We start from the raw sequence: 22,003 nt of genomic DNA, 5'->3' as shown, positions 1-22,003 counted from the left end.
TTTGGTTCCTTGTTATTGCTTAATTTCAAATAAGATATCGTCAAGATTTACTTCAGTTTTATCAGTTAGTGTGATCATTTGGAACTGATCAGTATTAACAATAATAATCGGTGTAATTAATGGGTAACCAGCTTGTTTAATTGCTTGCGGATCAAAGCTAATTAGTAAATCACCCGTTTTAACTTGTTGTCCCATACTCACATGGTAACTAAATTCATTGTTAGTCAGATTAACAGTATCAATACCAACGTGAATTAATAATTCTACGCCATTATCTAAAGTTAAACCGATAGCATGTTTTGAACTTTCAAAAACGGCGGTTACTTTACCATTATAAGGTGCATAGACATGGTTCTCAGTTGGTTCTATCGCAATACCTTCACCCATTAATTTTTGAGCAAATGCGGGATCTGGAACTTCACTTAGTGGATATACTTTACCAATCATTGGACTTGTTACATCGATTTCGTCGATAACGATTTTTGGTGTATCGTCTTCAACAGGTATATTATTTGCTTTTGTTTCATTAGTCCCAAAAATTTGTAGAAGTAGGACTGGGCCAAATAACGCAATGGCTGAACCAAGTGCAACACCGATGAACGAACCATAATGTTCTGGATTAATTGCATTAACGATGGTTAATGGTCCAGGTAATGCCGCATAAGTATAGTAGTAAGGTGTAAAGAAGCCAGCAGCAATACCACCAAGTGAACCGCACACACAACCATAGATAAATGGCGTTTTGAAACGTAAGTTAACCCCGTAAATAGCCGGTTCAGTGATACCAAATAGACCAGTGATAAATGCTGATAAAGAGACACCTTTCATTTCTTTAGAACGCGTTTTGATATAGAAGCCTAGTGCAGCACCAACTTGACCGATTACGGCAATAGTTTGGTAAGCTTGGAAAGAGTCTTTACCGTATTGGCTAATATTTTCGATAATCACAGGTGTAATACCCCAATGGACGCCGAAAATAACAAGTACTTGCCAAAATGCGCCAATAATGCCACCGGCAACCCATGGAGCAAGATTAACAATCCAATTATAACCACTAGCAATATAATGTGCAGCACCAGCAGTAAGTGGACCAATCGCAACTAAAGTCAATGGCACCATAATTACTAGACTGATTAATGGCATTAATAGCGGTTTAATAATGCTGTGTAATCTAGGCTCTAAGAAACGCTCTAAATAAGACAGCAACCAAACTAAAAATAGTGGAGGTAATACGGTTGAGCTATAAGTAGTTTCAGACAGTGCTAATCCAAATAGATTAATCTCTTGCCCGGCCTCAATCATGTCTGCCAATTCGGCCCATGTTGGTGAAAGTAGGGCAGCACAGCAAGCAACTGCAATATAGATGTTGCAACGGAAATGCTGTGATGCGGTAATGGCAATAAAAATTGGTAAAAATGCGAATGGAGCCCAAGAAATAAAGTTAAATACTTGGCAAGTACCTGTTGCTTCAAATTCTGGGAAAGCTAGCTTAATTAAAATCAAGATACCTTGTAATATCCCTGCACCAGCTAATACATAAACAAATGGGGCAAAAACGGCTGACATAGTGGCAATAACACGGTTTAAAATGCTACTTTTACTATTTACATCAACTTTATTACCACCTTTAATTAATTGGGTAAAGGCATTATAGACTTTATCTACATTAGTACCGATAACAATCTGAATTTGACCACCTTTTTCAACCACAGTGATAACGCCTGGGAATTTTGCAATATTTTCTTTAGCGTGTTCAGGCGTTTGTTGCGTGACTAAACGCAAGCGAGTGGCACAACGAGCTACGGTAACAATATTATCTTCACCGCCTATCTCGTTTAATATATCAACTGCCAATTTATTATAATCTCTAATTTTAGATGACATTAATTATGCTCCTTTCAACAGGTAAGAGAGCTTATAGTAACCTTAAATTAAAAATTGTTAATGACCAATTTTATTGTTTGTGATCTAGATCCCGTTTTCTCGTAATTTTGATTTAATAATTAATTTACAGGTATAGAATAAAAACTATTTATAACAATAATAAAGAATAACAAATGTTAAAATATCAAGATATAGCGAAAAAAATCCAGCAAGCAATTTATCAGCAAGATTTGCCTAAAGATACGCAATTACCAAATATTGAAGGTTTAATTCAGCAATATCAAGTTAGCCGAACTACTATTATTAAGGCTCTAAATCGTCTTGAAAGACATGGCGTAATTTATCAAATCCAAGGTAGTGGTATCTTTGTTCGACAACCGAAAAAACAAGGTTATCTAAATTTTCTGGAAAGTCATGGTTTTAGTGTTGATCTCAATGATTTACCTGGCTCATCGCAAGTATTTAATGTTGATGTTATTCAACCTAATGCTAAAGTTAAAGAAAACCTTCAGTGTGAAGATGATGAATATGTCTATTATATAAAGCGATTACGTTTGGTTGAAGATAAAGTATACGGTTTTGAACAATCTTATTATCGAAAAAATATAATTTCTTATTTAAATAAAGAAATTGCCGAAAACTCAATCTTTAGTTATGTAAAAGATATTTGTAAGGTCAATATCGGTTTTTCAGATAAATATTTTAAAGCCATAAAATTGGATGAAGATATCGCTCCTTATTTGGGTTTAAAGGCCGGCGATCCCGCTTTATGTGTTGAAGAGATCTTTTATACTTCTTCTGGTGAACCTTTCGATTTTTCACGAATTATCTATCATTACGATAATGCGAAATTCTTTGTTCAAAGTCATTCAAAATAATCAGCAAGATTTCATTTAGTTAATCCAATATTAAGAGACGCTTGATAATGGTTATTTTCTTAATTCAGGCTAGCGAAATGGGCTTAAGTAAATTAATGTCGAAAGATAAGAAAAAATGGTAATTACTTTAATTGAAAAGTTGTCAAATAATTGTAAAAGTTTGCAAATATAAAAAAAGCGTCTTACGACGCTTGGTTATTTAATGCCATATTCAGAACGATAAGCTTCGACTTGGATTACTTGGTCTTTACGTGATGGATCACGATAAAGATATTGGATCAAATCATCTAAAGTGATAATCGAAATTACGTCACAATTATAAGTTTGTTTGATTTCTTGAATAGCGGATAATTCACCTCGACCTTTTTCTTGACGATCAAGACAGATTAATACACCAGCAAGCTTAGATTGATTATCTTCTAAGATTCGCATTGATTCACGAATTGCAGTACCAGCAGTAATTACATCATCAACTAACATGACGCGTTGTTGATAGATCGAACTACCAACTAAATTACCACCTTCACCATGATCTTTAGCTTCTTTACGGTTAAAGCAATAAGGTACATCAACATTGTGGTGCTCGGATAACGCAACAACTGTAGATGAGACAATTGGAATACCTTTGTAGGCAGGACCAAAGATGACATCATATTGTAAATTTGCATCCATTAATGCAGCAGCATAAAAACGACCTAATAACGCCAAATCCTTTCCGGTATTAAATAGTCCTGCATTAAAAAAATAGGGACTTTTCCGCCCTGATTTTAAGGTAAACTCACCAAATTTTAATGCTTGCCTATTTAAAGCAAATTCTATAAATTCACTCTTATATGATTTCATCGATCCTCTCCAATTAATCTTTTAAAGCTTGTTTTTGTGCTTCTATAATGGTTGTAATGCCATTTTTTGCCAGTTCTAATAAAGTTAATAATTCTTCATGACTAAATGGTTCACCTTCGGCAGTACCTTGAACTTCAATGATGCGACCATCATCAGTCATTACCACATTCATATCGGTTTCGGCATTAGAATCTTCAATATATTCTAAGTCGCATACCGCTTCACCATTAACAATGCCTACCGATACGGCAGCCACTAAAGATTTAATTGGGTTTTGCTTGATTTTACCACTTGCTAACATCATGTTTATTGCATCAACTAATGCCACACTAGCACCAGTTATTGATGCTGTTCTAGTGCCTCCATCAGCTTGGATAACATCACAATCTAATGTAATGGTATATTCCCCTAATAATTTTAGGTCAATCATTGCGCGTAATGAACGGGCAATAAGGCGTTGGATTTCCATCGTACGGCCAGTTTGTTTTCCTTTTGCCGCTTCACGTTGGGTTCTTGAATTGGTAGCTCGCGGCAACATACCATATTCAGCAGTTACCCATCCTTGATTTTGACCTTTTAAAAAGCGTGGTACAGATTCTTCAATTGTTGCATTACAAAGTACTTTTGTTTCACCAAACTCGACTAATACAGAACCTTCTGCATGCTTAGTGTAATGACGGGTTATTTTGATTGGGCGGACTTGTTCCGCGGATCGACCAGACGGGCGCATGCAATTCTCCAGCAGTTTTATTTTAAAATTTATCTTTGAACTTATTAAATCATTTAGGAGGACATCAACAAGAAAGCGTTGATGTTTAGCCTAAGCTAAGAGCACATTATACAGAATTTGTGATACAATGCCCAGCAAGTTTTTCATAAATTTAGGACCTATTATGATTTCTAGTATGACCGCATATGCACGAAAAGAGTTGAACCAATCATGGGGTAGTGCTTCTTGGGAGTTACGTTCGGTCAATCAACGCTACCTAGAAACCTATATTCGTTTACCCGAACAGTTTCGCTCTCTTGAACCGATTATTCGTGAACGACTTCGGGCACGATTAACGCGCGGAAAAGTCGAATGTAATTTACGTTTCGAATTAGATCCAGCGGCACAACATCAAGAACTGTCATTAAACATTGAACTGGCTAAACAAATATTAACAGCTGGTGACTGGATAAAACGTGAGTATCAAACGGGACAAATAAATCCGCTTGATGTTTTACGTTGGCCAGGTGTTATGTCAAGCAAAGAACAAAATTTAGATACCATTTCGCAAGAAATTTTGGCTTTACTTGAAACCGCAATTGATGAATTTATCGCCGTTCGGGAGCGTGAAGGTAAAGCGCTTTGTGAATTAATTACTCAGCGCTTACAAGCAATAACCGAAGAAGTTGATAAAATTCGTACTTGGATGCCGCAGATATTAGAATGGCAAAAAGAACGATTAAAAAGTAAGCTTGAAGAAGCTAATATTGATCTGGATAGCTCACGTCTAGAGCAAGAAATTGTTATGGTTGCCCAAAAAATTGATGTCGCTGAAGAACTAGATCGGTTAATGACGCATGTTAACGAAACATATTCGATCTTAAAGAAAAATGAGGCCGTAGGTCGTCGACTCGATTTTATGATGCAAGAATTTAATCGTGAATCAAATACCATTGCTTCAAAATCAATTAATGCTGATGTAACCGCTAGCGCTATCGAACTAAAAGTGTTGATTGAACAAATCCGTGAGCAAGTACAAAATATCGAATAATTTACTTGTTGATGAATCAATATCGCGGTATTTTTGCTGTTATTTTGTCATCGCTATTATGGGGCACAACTGGCACAGCAGCCACTTTTGCCCCTACTTTATCTCCTCTATTTATTGGTTCATTCGCAATGGGTATTGGTGGGATATTGCAATGCGGATTAGCTATTCATAATATTAAGCAAAACCATTCATTATTAACAGCTCATAGCCGTTTTTTAATTGTAGGTGCCTTAGCCGTGGCTATCTATCCTTTGGCATTTTATTCATCTATGCGCTTATCAGGCGTTACTATCGGTACGGTTGTTTCAATAGGATCTGCGCCAATCTTATCAGCTATGATTGAATATACTAGTCCTGATTTTCAAGTAACTAAACAATGGGTTATTGGCGCTTTATTGGGTATTATCGGCATGACTATGTTAGCATTTTCTGAAAATGCCTCGACCACAATTGAATATAATTATGTTGGTTTGGGAATTTTATTAGGACTTATTGCTGGTTTTACTTATGCACTTTACTCATGGTCAGCACGACAATTAATGTTAAAAGGTATTGATAGCAAAGCGGCCATGGGGGCTACTTTTGGTTGTGGCGGTTTATTACTGATTCCGGTAATGCTAATAACGGGAACTACGTTTTTTGCAGCATGGAATAATATTGCAGTTGGCTGTTATATGGCATTAATTCCGATGTTTTTGGGTTATCTATGTTATGGGTATGGATTATCAAAAATATCTGCCAGTTTAGCAACTACCATTAGCCTATTGGAACCCGCGGTAGCCACAATTCTGGCGATATTAATTGTTGGTGAGGATTTATCATTAATCGGTTTGGGGGGGATATTGTTGATTTTTATTTGTCTAGTAATGGTTATCTCGTCAAGCCTAAATAAAAAATTTATCTAATTCAATACATTATTCATCTTTACTTTTTCGCAAGTACCTTTAAAATGACTTCTGTCAAATTAATCATATAGTTCCTATTTTGTGGAAAACTATAAAAATTAACAATTAACATTTTAGGTTAGCTATAAATTAATTTTTTTATTTGTCATTTATTGTTAAGGGAATAAAACAATGAGTTTTACTGTTAGTTATTATCAGTCTTCAAAAAAATATGATCCACTATTAACTATTGGCTATACATTAGCAGGTATTTTGGCCGCAATAATTTTGGGTATCATCTATTCATTTATCTCTTATATTTCACCAATTGTAGTAATTAATATTGCTTTAGTTGGTGGGATGGGGTTTACATTAGCTTATATAACAAATAACCTTGCAAAGTTAGCAAAAGTAAGAAATACCATTGTTCACTTGTGTATGGCTTTTTTTATCTGTCTATTTGCCTATTATTCAAGCGTATGCACATTTGAAATTAACTTTATGTCGCTGGGTCCAAAGAGTTATATTAAGCTGTTTTTCAAACCGTTCACGGTATGTGACCTCATGTTTAATGGTATTCTTCCAATCCACAAAATAATCATCAGTAAAGGTGCAAGTACAGGTTATATTTCTGGTTCCATGTTGAAAATCTTATATTTAATCGAATTTCTTGCCTTTTTCTATCCATTACTTGCTGCATTTAAATTTAACGAATATTTTTGTGAAGATTGTCGAGTTTGGTATAGAAAATTCCGATTTTTCTCGTATAGTAATGAAAATTTAGAATCTAATATTACTAGCCATGTCACTAATAATTATGCTGATGTCTTATTGCAATCAACACTCTATGTTAATGAAAAATTACTTGCAAGCGAAGTCGACAAGTCAACAAAAACTATCGATGTTTTAGAATACCAATATTGTCAATGCCCCCAATGCAAGCAGAATAGTATTTTTAGCATAGAGAAAAAGAAATTAATGAGGAAAAATAAAAAAGAGTTTGATCTAAGAGATGTTAAAAAAGGAATTTTAGTTGAAAATGTCTATATCGATAATGAAACTAATGAATTATTAAAACAAGCTTGTGATCAATTATAATGATTTTACGGGGGCAAGGTGCCCCTTTTTAATGTTTCGGATAATGTCGACTTTTAATTGATCTATGATACCAATATAACGTAGCATAAGTGATACTGGCTGATAAACGGTTAACAGTCGGTGATGATGCCCAAACAAAATCTAAATCGAAAAATAATGATGGAATATAAAGCGTTGGTAGCAAAATTTTAATGGATGAGAAGGAATAATTAATATGAAAAAAATGCTTACAAGTGGTTTATTAATTTTATTTTTTGCATGTTCGGTTAATGCAGCTAAATATGATAATGTACCATATGATGAAGTACTAAAAATTGCCACCGAGCAAAATGATCCAGTTGCACTAAATGAGTTAGGCTATAGATACCTCAATGGGGTAGAAGGTGTTGAAAAAGATACCGTTAAAGCGAGAGAATGGTTTGATAAAGCTATTGCACAAGGCAGTGGAACAGCCGAATCCAATGTAGGTACTATGTATGATAAAGGTGATGGCGTTGAACAAGACTATGCTAAAGCGAAAGAGTGGTATGAAAAAGGTGTTGCAAAAAATGATAAGTATGCGCAATTAAATTTAGGTGGCATGTATAAAGAAGGACGAGGTGTTGAAAAAGATCCATTAAAAGCAAAAGAACTACTTGAAAAATCGGCAGAACAAGGTTTGTCTTATGCTCAATCTTTTTTAGGAGATATGTATTTTTTTGGTCAAGGTATTAAAAAAGATGTAATTAAAGCTCGATACTGGTATGAAAAAGCAGCTGAACAAGGTATACCTGAAGCCCAGTTTAATTTAGCTATCATGTATGAAAATGGCGTGGCTGACCTAAAAAAAGATCACGATAAAGCGATGGATTTATTTGAAAAAGCTTGTGAAGGCGGTGTGGAGCATCCAATTTGTCAATAATTTTTGATTAATTAAAATTTAGTTTTAGTGAGAATTAATTAAACGACAGCTAAATTGAAATTTAAAAGGCGGGCTTAGTCCGCCTTTTTCATTTTTTAGAGTTATAAAATCAATCTTCATTAACTAACTGCTTAATATAAACGAGCTTAAGCTAAACGATGTCTTCTTTTTATCGATTTGAAATACCAATATAACGCGGCATAAGCGATACCGGTTGATAAAAGGTCTGCCGTTGGTGATGCAGCCCAAACGCCATCTAAATCGAAGAATAATGGAAGAATATAAAGCGTTGGTAATAAAATTAAAAGTTGTCTTGAAAGGCTTAACAAAATAGAAATCTTTGCCATTCCGATACATTGGAAAAAACTAGTTGTTACCATTTGAAAGCCGACAAACGCAAATGAAAACGTAGTATAACGTAGTGCAATCGCGGATATTGCCACTAAATCGACATCAGAACTAAACGCTTTAACCAGCACGTCAGGCATAAAGCAACCAAATATAAAACCAACACTAGTAATTACTGTGGCAATTTTAACTGCATAGATAAACGTTTCCTTCACCCGGACATAATTTTTAGAGCCGTAATTATAACCAATAATAGGTTGCATACCTTGATTTACACCAATCACAATCATGATAATCAGTGTAATTAATCGGTTAGCGTTAGAATAACCAGCAATCGCATCATCACTTGAAACATGTGAAATGGGGGCATAACGGGTTAACTGCCAGTTTATAAAAACAACTACCACTGAGGCGGCAACTTGCATAGCAAATGGTGACATGCCAATCGACAAAATCGACTTAATATAAGTAAAATCGAGCCTAAAGTTGCGACGGTATAATTTGATATTACTGTTTTTGCTGATAAAGTGTTGCATCACAAACAGAAAGCTAATAAACATTGAGAGTGTGGTGGCAAAAGCTGCTCCTCTCATTCCCCAACCTAAACCTATAATAAAAATTGGCGCTAAAATAATGTTGGCAATTACGCTAATAAACATAGTCACCATGGCTTTAAACGGATAGCCACTGGCGCGCATCATATTGTTGTAATTAAATGTTAATGTGATAAATATACTGCCCGGTAAAAACACCTCTAAAAACTCACGAGCATAAATATGGTTGGTTGGGCTTGAACCAATAAAGTGTAAAACAGGATCGATAAAATAGAGTAGTAAGGCTAAAGTGATGCCACTAAGTACGGCAGTTAACATGAAAGAAGTTCCTGCTACTTTTTCTGCTTTATCGATTTCACCTCGGCCTAAAAAGATAGATATTCGGCTGGCAGAACCAATACCTACTAGCATGCCAATGCCCGCAGCAAGATTCATTACCGGTAAAATAATACCTGCGCCACTCAGTGCTTCACGACCAATCCAATGGCCAATAAAAATTCCATCAATAATGTTATACAACGTATTCACTGTTGTGCCGATAATAGATGGAAGCGCATATTGCCAAAACAATAAGCTGATTTTTTTATGTTTAAAATCATCATAAATATCGTGTGAGTTTGTCATTTTGATTCACATTGATAAAAGGTTAAAAGTTATATAGAAGTTTTAGAACAAGGATACGTAAAAGTATAAAATTGACAATAAGAATGTTGTTTAGTTTAGCAGAGTTATAAATTGATGATAGCACTTTTTTAGTGCTTTGTTAAAATAGATGCTATTAAATCGTCAAGCTAATTAGGAATCTCCATGAGCGTACAAATAGAAAACGTTGTTTTACATAAATTAATAAGAAAAAGCGATACGGATATCGAATTACAACTTCGTGACTCACTACTCGGTAATGAACAAGCTGTTGCTAACTTGATTGAAGATATTAATAGAATTTACAACAATAAAAGCAAAGCATATGGTTTATTTAATAGTGAAAGTCTTTTTGAACAATCACTTAAAGAGTTACGTTTAGGTAATCAAAATTTTCTTAATTTTAGTCAAGAATCAACCAAACAGTTGCGTAATGAATTAGCCAAATATCCATTTGCAGAAGGTGGTACTGTTATTTTTTGCCACTATCGATACCTTGCCGTTGAATATCTAATTATTGCTGTATTAAATAGTTGCTTAAGCATGTTAGTTAATGAGGAGCTTAATATCTCTGAAACTCAGTATCTTGATATCGATCATGCGGATATTATTGCCCGTATTGATATTACTGAATGGCAAACAGCACCAGAATCAAAACGTTATTTAACTTTCTTAAAAGGTCGAGTAGGGCGAAAAGTATCTGATTTTTTCATGGATTACTTAGGTGCTAGTGAAGGATTAGATGCAAAAGCGCAAAATAAAACTCTTGTTAAAGCGGTAGATGATTACTGTCAAGAGATGCAATTTGATAAACAAGATAAAACCAATGCTCGTGAAAATGTCTATAACTATTGTCAAGCTCAATTACAAGCAGGGGAAGAGATAGAGCTGAAAAATCTGGCTAATGAATTACCAACAAGTGACGAAAATAACTTTATGGAATTTGTAAAAAATAGCGAATATGATTTAGAAGATACATTCCCTGCTGATCGTAGTGCCTTACGTCAATTGAAAAAATTCTCCGGTAGTGGTGGTGGATTAACCCTAAGTTTTAACTCCGATCTATTAGGTGAACGTATTAAATGGGACCCACAAACTGATTCACTCGTTATTAAGGGCGTTCCACCTAATTTACGTGATCAACTTCAACGCAATAGTGGCTCAAACGAATAATTAGGGGAAAAATATGAAATACATTGGTGCACATGTGAGTGCAGCTGGTGGTGTGGATAATGCGCCAATAAATGCTCATCAAATTGGCGCAACAGCCTTCGCTCTATTTACTAAAAATCAACGACAATGGCATGCCAAACCGCTTGAAACTGCAGTGATTGATAGTTTCAAAAAACGTTGTGAACGCTATGGATTCACCAGTAAACAAATTCTACCTCATGATAGTTATCTTATTAACTTAGGTAGCCCTGATAGTGAACAACTTGAAAAATCACGTACCGCGTTTCTGGACGAAATGCAACGTTGTGAACAGTTAGGCTTAACCTTGCTAAACTTTCATCCAGGTAGTCATTTACAAAAAATTTCGGTTGATGAATGTTTATCCCGCATTTCTGAGTCAATCAATATTACCTTAGATAAAACTAAAGATGCCGTTGCGGTTATCGAAAACACTGCTGGACAAGGTTCTAACTTAGGTTATAAATTTGAACATCTTGCGCAAATTATCGATAAAGTAGAAGACAAAAGCCGTGTAGGTGTCTGTATTGATACTTGTCACGCTTTTGCTGCCGGTTATGACTTACGCAGCGAAAAAGCCTGCAAAGAGACCTTTGATGAATTTGAAAAAATTGTCGGTTTTAATTATTTATGTGGTATGCATTTAAACGATGCCAAAAGTGAACTCGCCAGTCATGTTGACCGTCATGACAGCTTAGGTAAAGGTACCATTGGTGAAACCGCATTTAAATTTATTATGCAAGACTCACGGATTGATGAAATACCTCTTATTCTTGAAACGATTAACCCAGATATTTGGGCACAGGAGATTGCTTGGTTAAAAGAACAGGAAAAATAATAAAATGCAAATAAAGAAAATAATACCGATATGTATATTGTTCTTATTAAGTTGTAGCTTTTATGCAATTGGCTATACACGAGAGCAATTAGAGATATTTAAACTTAATCTTGTTGATGGTAGCGAGCCAAAATTCTATTTTGTTAAGTTACTCCAAGGTAGTCATATTGTTATTTATGACAAAGATGGCAATAAAAAACAATCTATTCAACCAATATTTCCTGATAATGAGGATGGTTATAAAAAGGATAAATATCAATTACCTCAAAAATATCGACAAAGTTTTTTGACTGCCAGTGGCATATCCGAAACGGATAACTTATTCGTATATAATTATGAATATAATAAATTGTATAGTTTTCCCATTAGTAAATTGGAGGTATTTGCAATAAAGGATGATTGTTTTCCTACTGATGAAACAAATTATCAATTTGGATTTGCATTAGAGTTGAATCAACTACCTCAAGATTACGATCATAATGATACTTACGATCCTAGTGATACAACATTTGTTTATATTGGAAAGGAAAATCCTTTTGCTCAAGAGCAACTAACTTTATTAAACTGGCAAAAAATTAGCGATAAAGAGGATAAAGAGTATTATTATTTAGCACAAACTCATGGATTACATTACTATTTAGCGACATTAGGGAAAGTGTGGGACCACCTTGAACGAGATTATTACCCTAAAATTGGGATATTAGTGGTTAAGGATAGCAAGAATAGCATCTTATTTAATCATGACTATTTTTCAACGACGATATACAGCACTCTACCTTTAAATGGCAAAGATAAAGATCATGAATACAAAAATCAATGGACGGGAAGATTATTTAAAAATAAACCATTAGTTGTGTTTGGCTTTGTCTCAAAAATGGGTTGCCCAGTGATAAACTTTATTGATTCATCCTTTCCTAGTTATGATATAAGATTACGTTGCGATCTTCGTTTTTATATGTGTAAATGATATGCTCTACAGGGCCAGATATTGATGAATTAATACATAGGGAAGTGAATAAAATGCAAATAAAGAAAATAATATCGATATGTATATTGTTCTTATTAAGTTGTAGCTTTTATGCAATTGGTTATACACGAGAGCAATTAGAGATATTTGAACTTAATCTTGTTGATGATAGCGAGCCAAAATTCTATTTTGTTAAGTTACTCCAAGGTAGCCATATTGTTATTTATGATAAAGATGGCAATAAAAAACAATCTATCCAACCAATATTTCCTGATATAGAGGATGATTATAAAAAAAATAAATATCAATTACCTCAAAAATATCGACAAAGTTTTTTGACTGCAAGTGGCATATCCGAAACGGATAACTTATTCGTATATAATTATGAATATAATAAATTGTATAGTTTTCCCATTAGTAAATTAGAGGTATTTGCAATAAAGAGCGGTTGTGATCCTACTGATGAAACAAATTATCAATTTGGATTTGCATTAGCGTTGAATCAACTACCTCAAGATTACGATCCTAATGATACAACGTTTGTTTATATTGGAAAGGAAAATCCTTTTGCTCAACAGCAACTAACTTTATTAAACTGGCAAAAAATTAACGATAAAGAGTATGATTATTTAGCTCAATCTCATGGATTACATTACTATTTAGCGACATTAGGGAAAGTGTGGGACCCAGATCATTACCTTGAACGAGATAATTACCCTGAAATTGGGATATTAGTGGTTAAGGATGGCAAGAATAACATCTTATTTAATAGTGACTATCTTTCATCGACGATATACATCACTCTACCTTTAAATGGCACAGATAAAGAACATAAATACAAAAAGCAATGGACGAGAAGATTATTTAAAGATAAAGATCATGAATACAAAAATCAATGGACGGGAAGATTATTTAAAAATAAACCATTAGTTGTGTTTGGCTTTGTCTCAGAATTCAACTGCCCGGTGATAGACTTTATTGATTCATCTTTTCCTAGTTATGACATAAGATTACGTTGCGATCTTCGTTTTTATAGTTGTGAATAATATTGATTAAGAACAACTTTTTTAAGGGAATAAGATAAATTATTCTTAAAAATGGCAAAAACGAAGAAGATAAAACGACGATAAAGACGAGCCTATACTGAAGATTTTGAACAACAGATGGTAAGGCGTTATCAACAAGTAAAAACGCGTAATGAATTTGGTTTAGAGTATAAGTTAACGCCACCAATATTATAGCGATGGATAACTTAATGCACCATTAAACGTTCATTTACATTGTCTACATTAAATGATTCAAACTTTAGTGATATTTGGTTTTGATTCGCCTTAATAGCCAGATATTGATGAATTAATACATAAGGAAGTGAATAAAATGCCAATAAAGAAAATAATACCGATATATATATTGTTCTTATTGAGTTGTAGCTTTTATGCAATTGGCAATACACGAGAGCAATTAGAGATATTTGAACTCAATCTTATTGATAATAACGGGCCAAAATTCTATTTTGTATCGGTACTCCGAGGTAGTCATATTGTTATTTATGACAAAGATGGCAATAAAAAACAATCTATTAAACCTATATTTCCTAATATAGAGGATGATTGTAAAAATGATAAACATCAATTACCTCTAAAATATCGACAAAGTTTTTTGACTGCAAGTGGCATATCCGAAACGGATAACTTATTCGTATATAATTATGAATATAATAAATTGTATAGTTTTCCCATTAGTAAATTAGAGGTATTTGCAATAAAGAGCGACTGTTTACCTACTGATGAAACAAATTATCAATTTGGATTTGCATTAGCGTTGAATCAACTACCCCAAGATTACGATCCTAATGATACAACGTTTGTTTATATTGGAAAGGAAAATCCTTTTGCTCAACAGCAACTAACTTTAATAAACTGGCAAAAAATTAGCGACAAAGAGTATAATTATTTAGCTCAAGCTTATGGATTACATTACTATTTAAGGCAATATCCTTCTCACCGCGATGATTATCCTAAATGTGGGAGACTAATGATTATGAATGAGAAGAATAAAATCTTACGTGATGATAACTATGTTTTCAGTTCGTTATACGGTGGTCTACCTTTAAATGGCAAAGATAAAGACCATGAATACAAAAACCAATGGACGGGAAAATTATTTAAAAATAAACCATTAGTCGTGTTTGGCTTTGTCTCAGAAATGGGTTGCCCAGTAATAGACTTTATTGATTCATCTTTTTCTCGTCATGGCATAAATCTACACTGCGATCGTCTTTATATGCGTAAATGATATGCTCTACAGGGCCAGATATTGATGAATTAATACATAAGGAAGTGAATAAAATGCAAATAAAGAAAATAATACCGATATGTATGTTGTTCTTATTAAGTTGTAGCTTTTATGCAATTGGCAATACACGAGAGCAATTAGAGATATTTGAACTTAATCTTGTTGATAATAGCGAGCCAAAATTCTATTTTGTTAAGTTACTCCAAGGTAGTCATATCGTTATTTATGACAAAGATGGCAATAAAAAACAATCTATTCAACCAATATTTCCTGATATAGAGGATGATTATAAAAAAAATAAATATCAATTACCTCAAAAATATCGACAAAGTTTTTTGACTGCAAGTGGCATATCCGAAACGGATAACTTATTCGTATATAATTATGAATATAATAAATTGTATAGTTTTCCCATTAGTAAATTAGAGGTATTTGCAATAAAGGATGATTGTTTTCCTTCTGATGAAACAAATTATCAATTTGGATTTGCATTAGCGTTGAATCAAATACCTCAAGATTACGATCCTAATGATACAACGTTTGTTTATATTGGCAAGGAAAGTCCTTTTGCTCAACAGCAACTAACTTTATTAAACTGGCAAAAAATTAGCGATAAAGAGAATGAAGAGGATAATTATTTAGCACAAGCTCATGGATTACATTACTATTTAAAGCAACATCCTTCTCAACGCGATGATTATCCTAAATGTGGGAGATTAGTGATTAAGAACGAGAAGAATAAAATCTTACGTGATGATACCCATATTTACAGTTCGTTTTATGGCGGTCTACCTTTAAATGGCAAAGATAACGATCATGAATACAAAAAGCAATGGACGGGAAAATTATTTAAAAATAAACCATTAGTCGTTTTTGGCTTTTTCTTTGTAGGGGCGAGAGAGTGCCCAGTGATAGACTTTATTGATTCATCTTTTCCTAGTTATGACATAAGACTACGCTGCGATTCTCGTTTTGTATATTATAGTTGTAAATAATATTAATTAAGAACTACTTTTTTAAGGAATAAGATAAATTATTCTTAAAAATGGCAAAAACGAAGAAAATAAAACGACGATAAAGACGAGCCCATACTGAAGATTTTAATCAACAGATGGTAAGGCGTAATCAACATGTAAAAACGCGTAATGAATTTGGTTTAGAGTATAAGTTAACGCCACCAACATTATAGCGATGGATAACTTAAAGCACCACTACACGTTCATTTACATTGTCTACATTAAATTATTCAAACTTTAGTGATATTTGGTTTTGATTCGCCGTAATGGTCAGATATTGATGAATTAATACATAGGGAAGTGAATAAAATGCAAATAAAGAAAATAATATCGATATGTATATTGTTCTTACTGAGTTGTAGCTTTTATGCAATTGGCAATACACGTGAGCAATTAGAGATATTTGAACTTAATCTTGTTGATAATAGCGAGCCAAAATTCTATTTTGTATCGGTACTCTGGGGCAGTCATATTGTTATTTATGACGAAGATGGTAATAAAAAACAATCTATTCAACCAATATTTCCTGATATAGAAAATGGTTATAAAAAGGAAAAATATCAATTACCTCAAAAATATCGACAAAGTTTTTTGACTGCAAGTGGCATATCCGAAACGGATAACTTATTCGTATATAATTATGAATATAATAAATTGTATAGTTTTCCCATTAGTAAATTAGAGGTATTTGCAATAAAGGATGATTGTTTTCCTACTGATGAAACAAATTATCAATTTGGATTTGCATTAGCGTTGAATCAACTACCCCAAGATTACGATCCTAATGATACAACGTTTGTTTATATTGGCAAGGAAAATCCTTTTGCTCAACAGCAACTAACTTTATTAAACTGGCAAACAATTAGCGACAAAGAGTATAATTATTTAGCTCAAGCTTATGGATTACATTACTATTTAAGGCAATATCCTTCTCACCGCGATGATTATCCTAAATGTGGGAGACTAATGATTATGAATGAGAAGAATAAAATCTTACGTGATGATAACTATGTTTTCAGTTCGTTATACGGTGGTCTACCTTTAAATGGCAAAGATAAAGACCATGAATACAAAAAGCAATGGACGGGAAAATTATTTAAAAATAAACCATTAGTCGTGTTTGGGTTTTTCTCAAGAATGGATTGCCCAGTGATAGACTTTATTGATTCACCTTTTTCTAAATTTGACATAAAGCCACGCTGCGCTCATCGTCTTTATATGTGTAAATGATATGCTCTACAGGGCCAGATTTGGTGAATTAATACATAAGGAAGTGAATAAAATGCAAATAAAGAAAATAATACCGATATGTATGTTGCTCTTATTAAGTTGTAGCTTTTATGCAACTAGCAATACACGAGAGCAATTAGAGATATTTGAACTTAATCTTATTGATAATAACGAGCCAAAATTCTATTTTGTTGAGTTACTCCGAGGTAGTCATATTGTTATTTATGACAAAGATGGCAATAAAAAACAATCTATTAAACCTATATTTCCTAATATAGAGGATGATTGTAAAAATGATAAACATCAATTACCTCAAAAATATCGACAAAGTTTTTTGACTGCCAGTGGCATATCCGAAACGGATAACTTATTCGTATATAATTATGAATATAATAAATTATATAGTTTTCCCATTAGTAAATTGGAGGTATTTGCAATAGGAGGCGATTGTTTACCTACTGATGAAAAATATTATCTATTTGGATTTGCATTAGCATTGAATCAACTACCTCAAGATTACGATCCTAATGATACAACGTTTGTTTATATTGGAAAGGAAAGTCCTTTTGCTCAAGAGCAACTAACTTTATTAAACTGGCAAAAAATTAGGGATAAAGAGGATAATTATTTAGCACAAGCTCATGGATTACATTACAATTTATGGACATTAGGGAAATCTCCTTGGTACCCAGATTATTACCCTAAATGTGCGGGTTTAGTGGTTAAGAATGATAAGAATAAAATCTTACTTGATGAAGTTTTAACTCAGCAATACAGCCTTCTACCTTTAAATGGCAAAGATAAAGATCATGAATACAAAAAACAATGGACGGGAAAATTATTTAAAAATAAACCATTAGTCGTGTTTGGGTGTTTCTCAATAATGGGTTGCCCAGTGATAGACTTCATTGATTCACCTTTTTCTAAATTTGACATAAAGCTACACTGCATAAATAAAAACAACTGGGTTGCCCAGTGATAGACTTTATTGATTCATCTTTTTCTAAATGTGACATAAAGCTACGCTGCGATTCTCGTTTTTATAGTTGTAAATGATATTAATTAAGAACAACTTTTTTAAGAAATAAGATAAATTATTCTTAAAAATGGAAAAAACGAACAAAATAAAACGGCGAAAAAGATGAGCCCATACTTGAGATTTTAAACAATAGATTGTGAGGCGTTATCAACAAGTAAAAACGCGTAATGAATTTGGTTTAGAGTAAAAGTTACCGCCAGCAACATGGGTAAAATTTAATAATAAGTCTCAATAACGTTGAGACTTATAAAGGTAACTATTTAAAATCATTTAAAAATAATTTAATGATGGTATAGACTCCTCAATATTTTTTACAAGTTGTCGGATTTAATAGTTATATTGAAGAAATTGCATTAATATAAGGTTGTTTATTTCATTGCAAAAGATAATAACTGTTTAAAACAATCCTATTAGGCAGTCTTATTATTCAATTCACAAATAAGAGAAATTATTTCTGGCAAAATATCTAAGATTAAGGCTAATTGCTGCATAACCAGCAGATCATTATTGCTTTGGTCATCATTAATTGATAGTGATTCAATATAATCAGCAACCACTTTTTTCAATGGTTGATATTTAGAATCGATTTTTTGGTCACTTAGCATAGTAATGATATAAACCGATACATCATCAAAAATTTCCATAGTATGCGGTGAAATACTTTTATCGCGATGTGCTCCCAAAGTGGATAGATAACTAATTAAGGTGTGATTAAGGGTCAATAATCTAAAACCTTGGTCAATCACATCTTGTTTAACGTGTGGCTCTTTAGTCATTAAGCTGATTAAGGAGGATAAATCTGCATTACTATCATGAGCTGCGCGTCGTGCGACACGGTATTTGGGATCATTAGTTTTACCTGAGACATACTGACTACCTATTACTGCTAAATAGTGGCTATCTTCGTGACAGACTCGATCTAGTAATTTAGGTAAATTCCTAAACTTCCAATCTGGCCAGATAAAACTTACCGCAAACCAAGCAATAAAACAGCCAATTAAGGTAGCTATAATGCGTGAAATAGCAACAGAGATACTGCTTTCACCGATTAAGCTAAAACTGAAAAATACTAATAAGGTAATAAAGGCAGTGGCATAAGCATATTGTGAGTTTTTGAATAGGAAAAATAACCAACCAGTTATAATTATCAATACTAGTTGCGCTTCGATACTTGGAAACAAGTAAGTTAAAGGAATACCGGCAATTATCCCTAAAATAGTACCAAAAACGCGCAATTTTAAGCGATATTTTGTAGTTGAATAGTTTGGTTGGCAAACAAATAAGCTGGTTAAAATAATCCAATAACCATGTGAAAGGTTAGAAAAATATATCACCATATACCCAACAAATAACACAATACTCATACGAATAGCATGGCGAAATAGTGGCGATTTGATGGTTAAGTTTTGCTTAATTTTGGCAAAAATATCATGAAAACGGGTAAGCTCTTCATCAATTAACTGGTTATCTTCTTGGCTTTTCGATAAATGTTGCTCAGTATCGATATGGGCTAATAATAAATCAATAGCGAGCAAATTTTGATATAAATTTTGTAACGATTTAATGAGTAATAAATTAGCGTTAGTTTGTTGTTGATATTCACCTATTGCTTCTTCAAGATAGGTAAAGTAGCGAGCGAACAATGGATCATGTTGGTAAGTTTGATTTAACTTAATTGATAGTGCTAATTTAGCACAAGCTTTAGCTTGTAAATTTAAAATTCTTGCAAAGCGAAATAAAAGATCGCTATGTTTGAAATGGTGACTTAACGCTTTATAATCGCCATGTGATGAACTTGCTCGCTCATGAATATCTTGAGCGACAAAATAGTAACTGAGCATTTTTCTGATATAGGCTTGTCCACGAAAACCTTTAAGTCGATTAAATAATGATCGTTTCGCATCATTAAATACATTAATAACCTGAGTATTACAGGTCGTTAACTCAAAAGTTTGTCGCTTAAAACCATCGGTTTCATCAGGATCGAACATTGCTGCTTTTGCATCAAGATAAAAACTTAATTTCACAAAACAATTGGCTAAAGTTTGTTGTGTAGTGCGAATAGGTTGCACAATTGATTCAATTAGTGAAACAAGGTTATACCAAAGTGCTCCTAACAATAAAAAGCAAGATAGAGTGTAATTATCAGCAAATAAATTATGCCCGAGCATGGTATAAGCTGCAATTAGTAATGAGCCAAAGGCAATAACACCATACCGTTGACCTAACGAACCTAGCATAATAAATAGAAACGTTGAGCTAACTAAGCCAATAATAAACAATAGTGGCGCATCGAACAGAAATTCGACCGAAAATGTCGCAATTGCAAAACAAATTAGTGTTAATAATATATTAATACAACGACTTAATAAGCGAGTATCTATCTCAGTCAAACCTGCTGCGACTACGCCCAATGTGAGAGGGATCACTAATGGTACAGAATCAAAGTACCATGGTACTAGAGTAGATCCAGTCAAACTAACCAGCATACGAATACTAAACAGTAAATTACTGCTATAAAAAACTTTGCGTAAGGATAGGATAAATGAATGCACGTTGTTTAGTGTTTGAGTTGAGTATTCTTAATAATATTAAGAATACTATATTGTTATCATTAGCGAAAGCAAATAAGTATAATGATGATGCTAATTTAAATTAGTGGTTTACTGTTTTAGCTATCTATCTTATTTAAACTAGAAGTAATTTTATATTATCTGTTAATTTAACTGGCTGTAATTATAATCACGGCATAAGCAAATCAGATAGGCTAATAATTTTTTTTTATTATAAATAAATTTAAGAAAACGTTATATTATGCCTTTAAAAATCATTACAGGATGAAATCATGAAGAACTTATTTAAAGTGGTATCGGCGTTAGCATTGTTAAGTTGTGCTTGTCTAAGTGATGCTAAATTACCAGAATCAATCAAAATTGGTTCGGATACATCTTATGCTCCATTTGATTTTATAGATAAAAATGGTGAAATTACTGGTTTTAATATTGAAATTACCAAAGCACTTTGCGAAAAAGCTAATATTAAATGTGAATTTCAATCGACTGATTTTGATGCCTTAATTCCATCTTTATTGTCGCGTAAAATTGATATGATTTCATCGTCATTAATGATGACTGAGAAACGTAAAAAACAGATTGCTTTTTCAGATGAAATTTTTCTTACTAATTCGCGATTAATTACTAAACAAGGTGCTGATTTATTACCGACAGTTGAATCTTTAAAAGGTAAAAGAGTAGGGGTAGAACAAGGTACTTCGCAGGAACATTTTGTTAATGATAAATGGCGTCCCAATGGGGTCATTATTGTAACATATCAAAATCAATTGCAGGTGTTTTCAGATTTAGTTGCTGGTCGTTTAGATGCGGCATTACAAGATGAAGTGACGGGAAGTTATGCGTTTTTAAAACAACCGCAAGGTAAAGATTTTGCTTTTGCCGGGGAAGTTCTAAACGATAAAGGCTATTTTGATGTTGGTGTCGGTTTAGGATTCCGTAAAAAAGATGATGAACTGCGTGAAGCTTTCAATAAAGCACTAGTTGAAATTTTAAATGACGGTACCTATCAAAAAATAAATGACAAATATTTTGACTTTAACGTTTATAGTAATAAAAAATAGT

Annotated in this window: 19 protein-coding genes; 14 read left to right on the top strand and 5 right to left on the bottom strand. The window is 33.2% G+C overall.

The genetic code is table 11. The features are described from left to right. Positions 1-12: 12 nt before the first annotated feature. Positions 13-1,884 carry a beta-glucoside-specific PTS transporter subunit IIABC gene (locus H3U96_RS02425; protein ID WP_198195434.1) on the bottom strand — a complete coding sequence of 624 codons (1,872 nt, stop codon included), beginning with the start codon at positions 1,882-1,884 and terminating at the stop codon, positions 13-15. Between the two features lie 173 nt (positions 1,885-2,057). On the opposite strand from H3U96_RS02425, the gene H3U96_RS02420 reads away from it, so the two are divergent. After that, complete coding sequence (locus tag H3U96_RS02420) at positions 2,058-2,762, top strand: GntR family transcriptional regulator (RefSeq protein WP_065579224.1); 705 nt, start codon at positions 2,058-2,060, stop codon at positions 2,760-2,762. 195 nt (positions 2,763-2,957) lie between these two features. On the opposite strand, the gene pyrE is transcribed toward H3U96_RS02420, so the two are convergent. Both pyrE and rph read right to left on the bottom strand, forming a co-directional pair. After that, positions 2,958-3,605: an orotate phosphoribosyltransferase gene (pyrE, locus tag H3U96_RS02415; protein WP_065651870.1), complete on the bottom strand. Its 648-nt coding sequence runs from the start codon at positions 3,603-3,605 to the stop codon at positions 2,958-2,960. 13 nt (positions 3,606-3,618) lie between these two features. Then, complete coding sequence (rph, locus tag H3U96_RS02410) at positions 3,619-4,335, bottom strand: ribonuclease PH (protein WP_065579222.1); 717 nt, start codon at positions 4,333-4,335, stop codon at positions 3,619-3,621. Positions 4,336-4,498: 163 nt separating this feature from the next. Between rph and H3U96_RS02405 the strand changes: the two genes are divergently transcribed. The 4 genes from H3U96_RS02405 to H3U96_RS02390 all read left to right on the top strand — a co-directional run bounded on the left by H3U96_RS02405 (position 4,499) and on the right by H3U96_RS02390 (position 8,248). Next, positions 4,499-5,365: a YicC/YloC family endoribonuclease gene (locus tag H3U96_RS02405; protein ID WP_065613248.1), complete on the top strand. Its 867-nt coding sequence runs from the start codon at positions 4,499-4,501 to the stop codon at positions 5,363-5,365. A gap of 11 nt (positions 5,366-5,376) precedes the next feature. Then, a complete protein-coding gene (locus tag H3U96_RS02400; protein WP_086361040.1) occupies positions 5,377-6,270 on the top strand; it encodes a DMT family transporter in 894 nt (297 codons plus the stop codon). Between the two features lie 171 nt (positions 6,271-6,441). Beyond that, positions 6,442-7,347 (top strand): hypothetical protein, encoded by a 906-nt coding sequence (locus H3U96_RS02395; RefSeq protein WP_065579219.1) that lies wholly within the window; start codon positions 6,442-6,444, stop codon positions 7,345-7,347. Positions 7,348-7,561: 214 nt separating this feature from the next. Next, positions 7,562-8,248 (top strand): tetratricopeptide repeat protein, encoded by a 687-nt coding sequence (locus tag H3U96_RS02390; protein WP_086361039.1) that lies wholly within the window; start codon positions 7,562-7,564, stop codon positions 8,246-8,248. A 146-nt stretch (positions 8,249-8,394) separates the two neighbouring features. Here the strand turns inward: H3U96_RS02390 and H3U96_RS02385 are convergent, their stop codons facing one another. Continuing rightward, the gene (locus tag H3U96_RS02385) at positions 8,395-9,774 is read right to left on the bottom strand and encodes an MATE family efflux transporter (protein ID WP_065579217.1); all 1,380 of its coding nucleotides are present in this window, start codon (positions 9,772-9,774) and stop codon (positions 8,395-8,397) included. 183 nt (positions 9,775-9,957) lie between these two features. Between H3U96_RS02385 and yejK the strand changes: the two genes are divergently transcribed. The 8 genes from yejK to H3U96_RS02345 all read left to right on the top strand — a co-directional run bounded on the left by yejK (position 9,958) and on the right by H3U96_RS02345 (position 18,308). Next, the gene (gene yejK / locus H3U96_RS02380) at positions 9,958-10,965 is read left to right on the top strand and encodes a nucleoid-associated protein YejK (protein ID WP_065579216.1); all 1,008 of its coding nucleotides are present in this window, start codon (positions 9,958-9,960) and stop codon (positions 10,963-10,965) included. A 13-nt stretch (positions 10,966-10,978) separates the two neighbouring features. Further along, positions 10,979-11,821 carry a deoxyribonuclease IV gene (gene nfo, locus H3U96_RS02375; protein ID WP_065579215.1) on the top strand — a complete coding sequence of 281 codons (843 nt, stop codon included), beginning with the start codon at positions 10,979-10,981 and terminating at the stop codon, positions 11,819-11,821. Between the two features lie 4 nt (positions 11,822-11,825). Beyond that, a complete protein-coding gene (locus tag H3U96_RS02370; RefSeq protein WP_065579214.1) occupies positions 11,826-12,788 on the top strand; it encodes a hypothetical protein in 963 nt (320 codons plus the stop codon). A gap of 53 nt (positions 12,789-12,841) precedes the next feature. Continuing rightward, positions 12,842-13,834, top strand: coding sequence for a hypothetical protein (locus tag H3U96_RS02365; protein ID WP_131798852.1), 993 nt, complete (start codon positions 12,842-12,844; stop codon positions 13,832-13,834). A 331-nt stretch (positions 13,835-14,165) separates the two neighbouring features. Next, the gene (locus tag H3U96_RS02360; RefSeq protein ID WP_065579212.1) at positions 14,166-15,083 is read left to right on the top strand and encodes a hypothetical protein; all 918 of its coding nucleotides are present in this window, start codon (positions 14,166-14,168) and stop codon (positions 15,081-15,083) included. Positions 15,084-15,136: 53 nt separating this feature from the next. After that, positions 15,137-16,078, top strand: a complete 942-nt coding sequence (locus tag H3U96_RS02355; RefSeq protein WP_198195432.1) for a hypothetical protein — start codon at positions 15,137-15,139, stop codon at positions 16,076-16,078. A 330-nt stretch (positions 16,079-16,408) separates the two neighbouring features. Continuing rightward, entirely contained in the window at positions 16,409-17,329 is a 921-nt protein-coding gene (locus H3U96_RS02350) for a hypothetical protein (RefSeq protein WP_086356880.1), read from the top strand. 52 nt (positions 17,330-17,381) lie between these two features. Beyond that, positions 17,382-18,308 carry a hypothetical protein gene (locus H3U96_RS02345; RefSeq protein WP_198195430.1) on the top strand — a complete coding sequence of 309 codons (927 nt, stop codon included), beginning with the start codon at positions 17,382-17,384 and terminating at the stop codon, positions 18,306-18,308. A 470-nt stretch (positions 18,309-18,778) separates the two neighbouring features. Here the strand turns inward: H3U96_RS02345 and yccS are convergent, their stop codons facing one another. Further along, positions 18,779-20,923, bottom strand: coding sequence for a YccS family putative transporter (gene yccS, locus H3U96_RS02340; protein ID WP_086361127.1), 2,145 nt, complete (start codon positions 20,921-20,923; stop codon positions 18,779-18,781). A gap of 290 nt (positions 20,924-21,213) precedes the next feature. On the opposite strand from yccS, the gene H3U96_RS02335 reads away from it, so the two are divergent. Continuing rightward, the gene (locus H3U96_RS02335; protein WP_086361126.1) at positions 21,214-22,002 is read left to right on the top strand and encodes a lysine/arginine/ornithine ABC transporter substrate-binding protein; all 789 of its coding nucleotides are present in this window, start codon (positions 21,214-21,216) and stop codon (positions 22,000-22,002) included. Position 22,003 lies beyond the last annotated feature (1 nt).

The sequence above is a fragment of the Gilliamella sp. M0364 genome (assembly GCF_016100565.1).
GTDB lineage: Bacteria > Pseudomonadota > Gammaproteobacteria > Enterobacterales > Orbaceae > Gilliamella > Gilliamella apis.
This window is presented reverse-complemented; position numbering and strand designations above follow the sequence as displayed.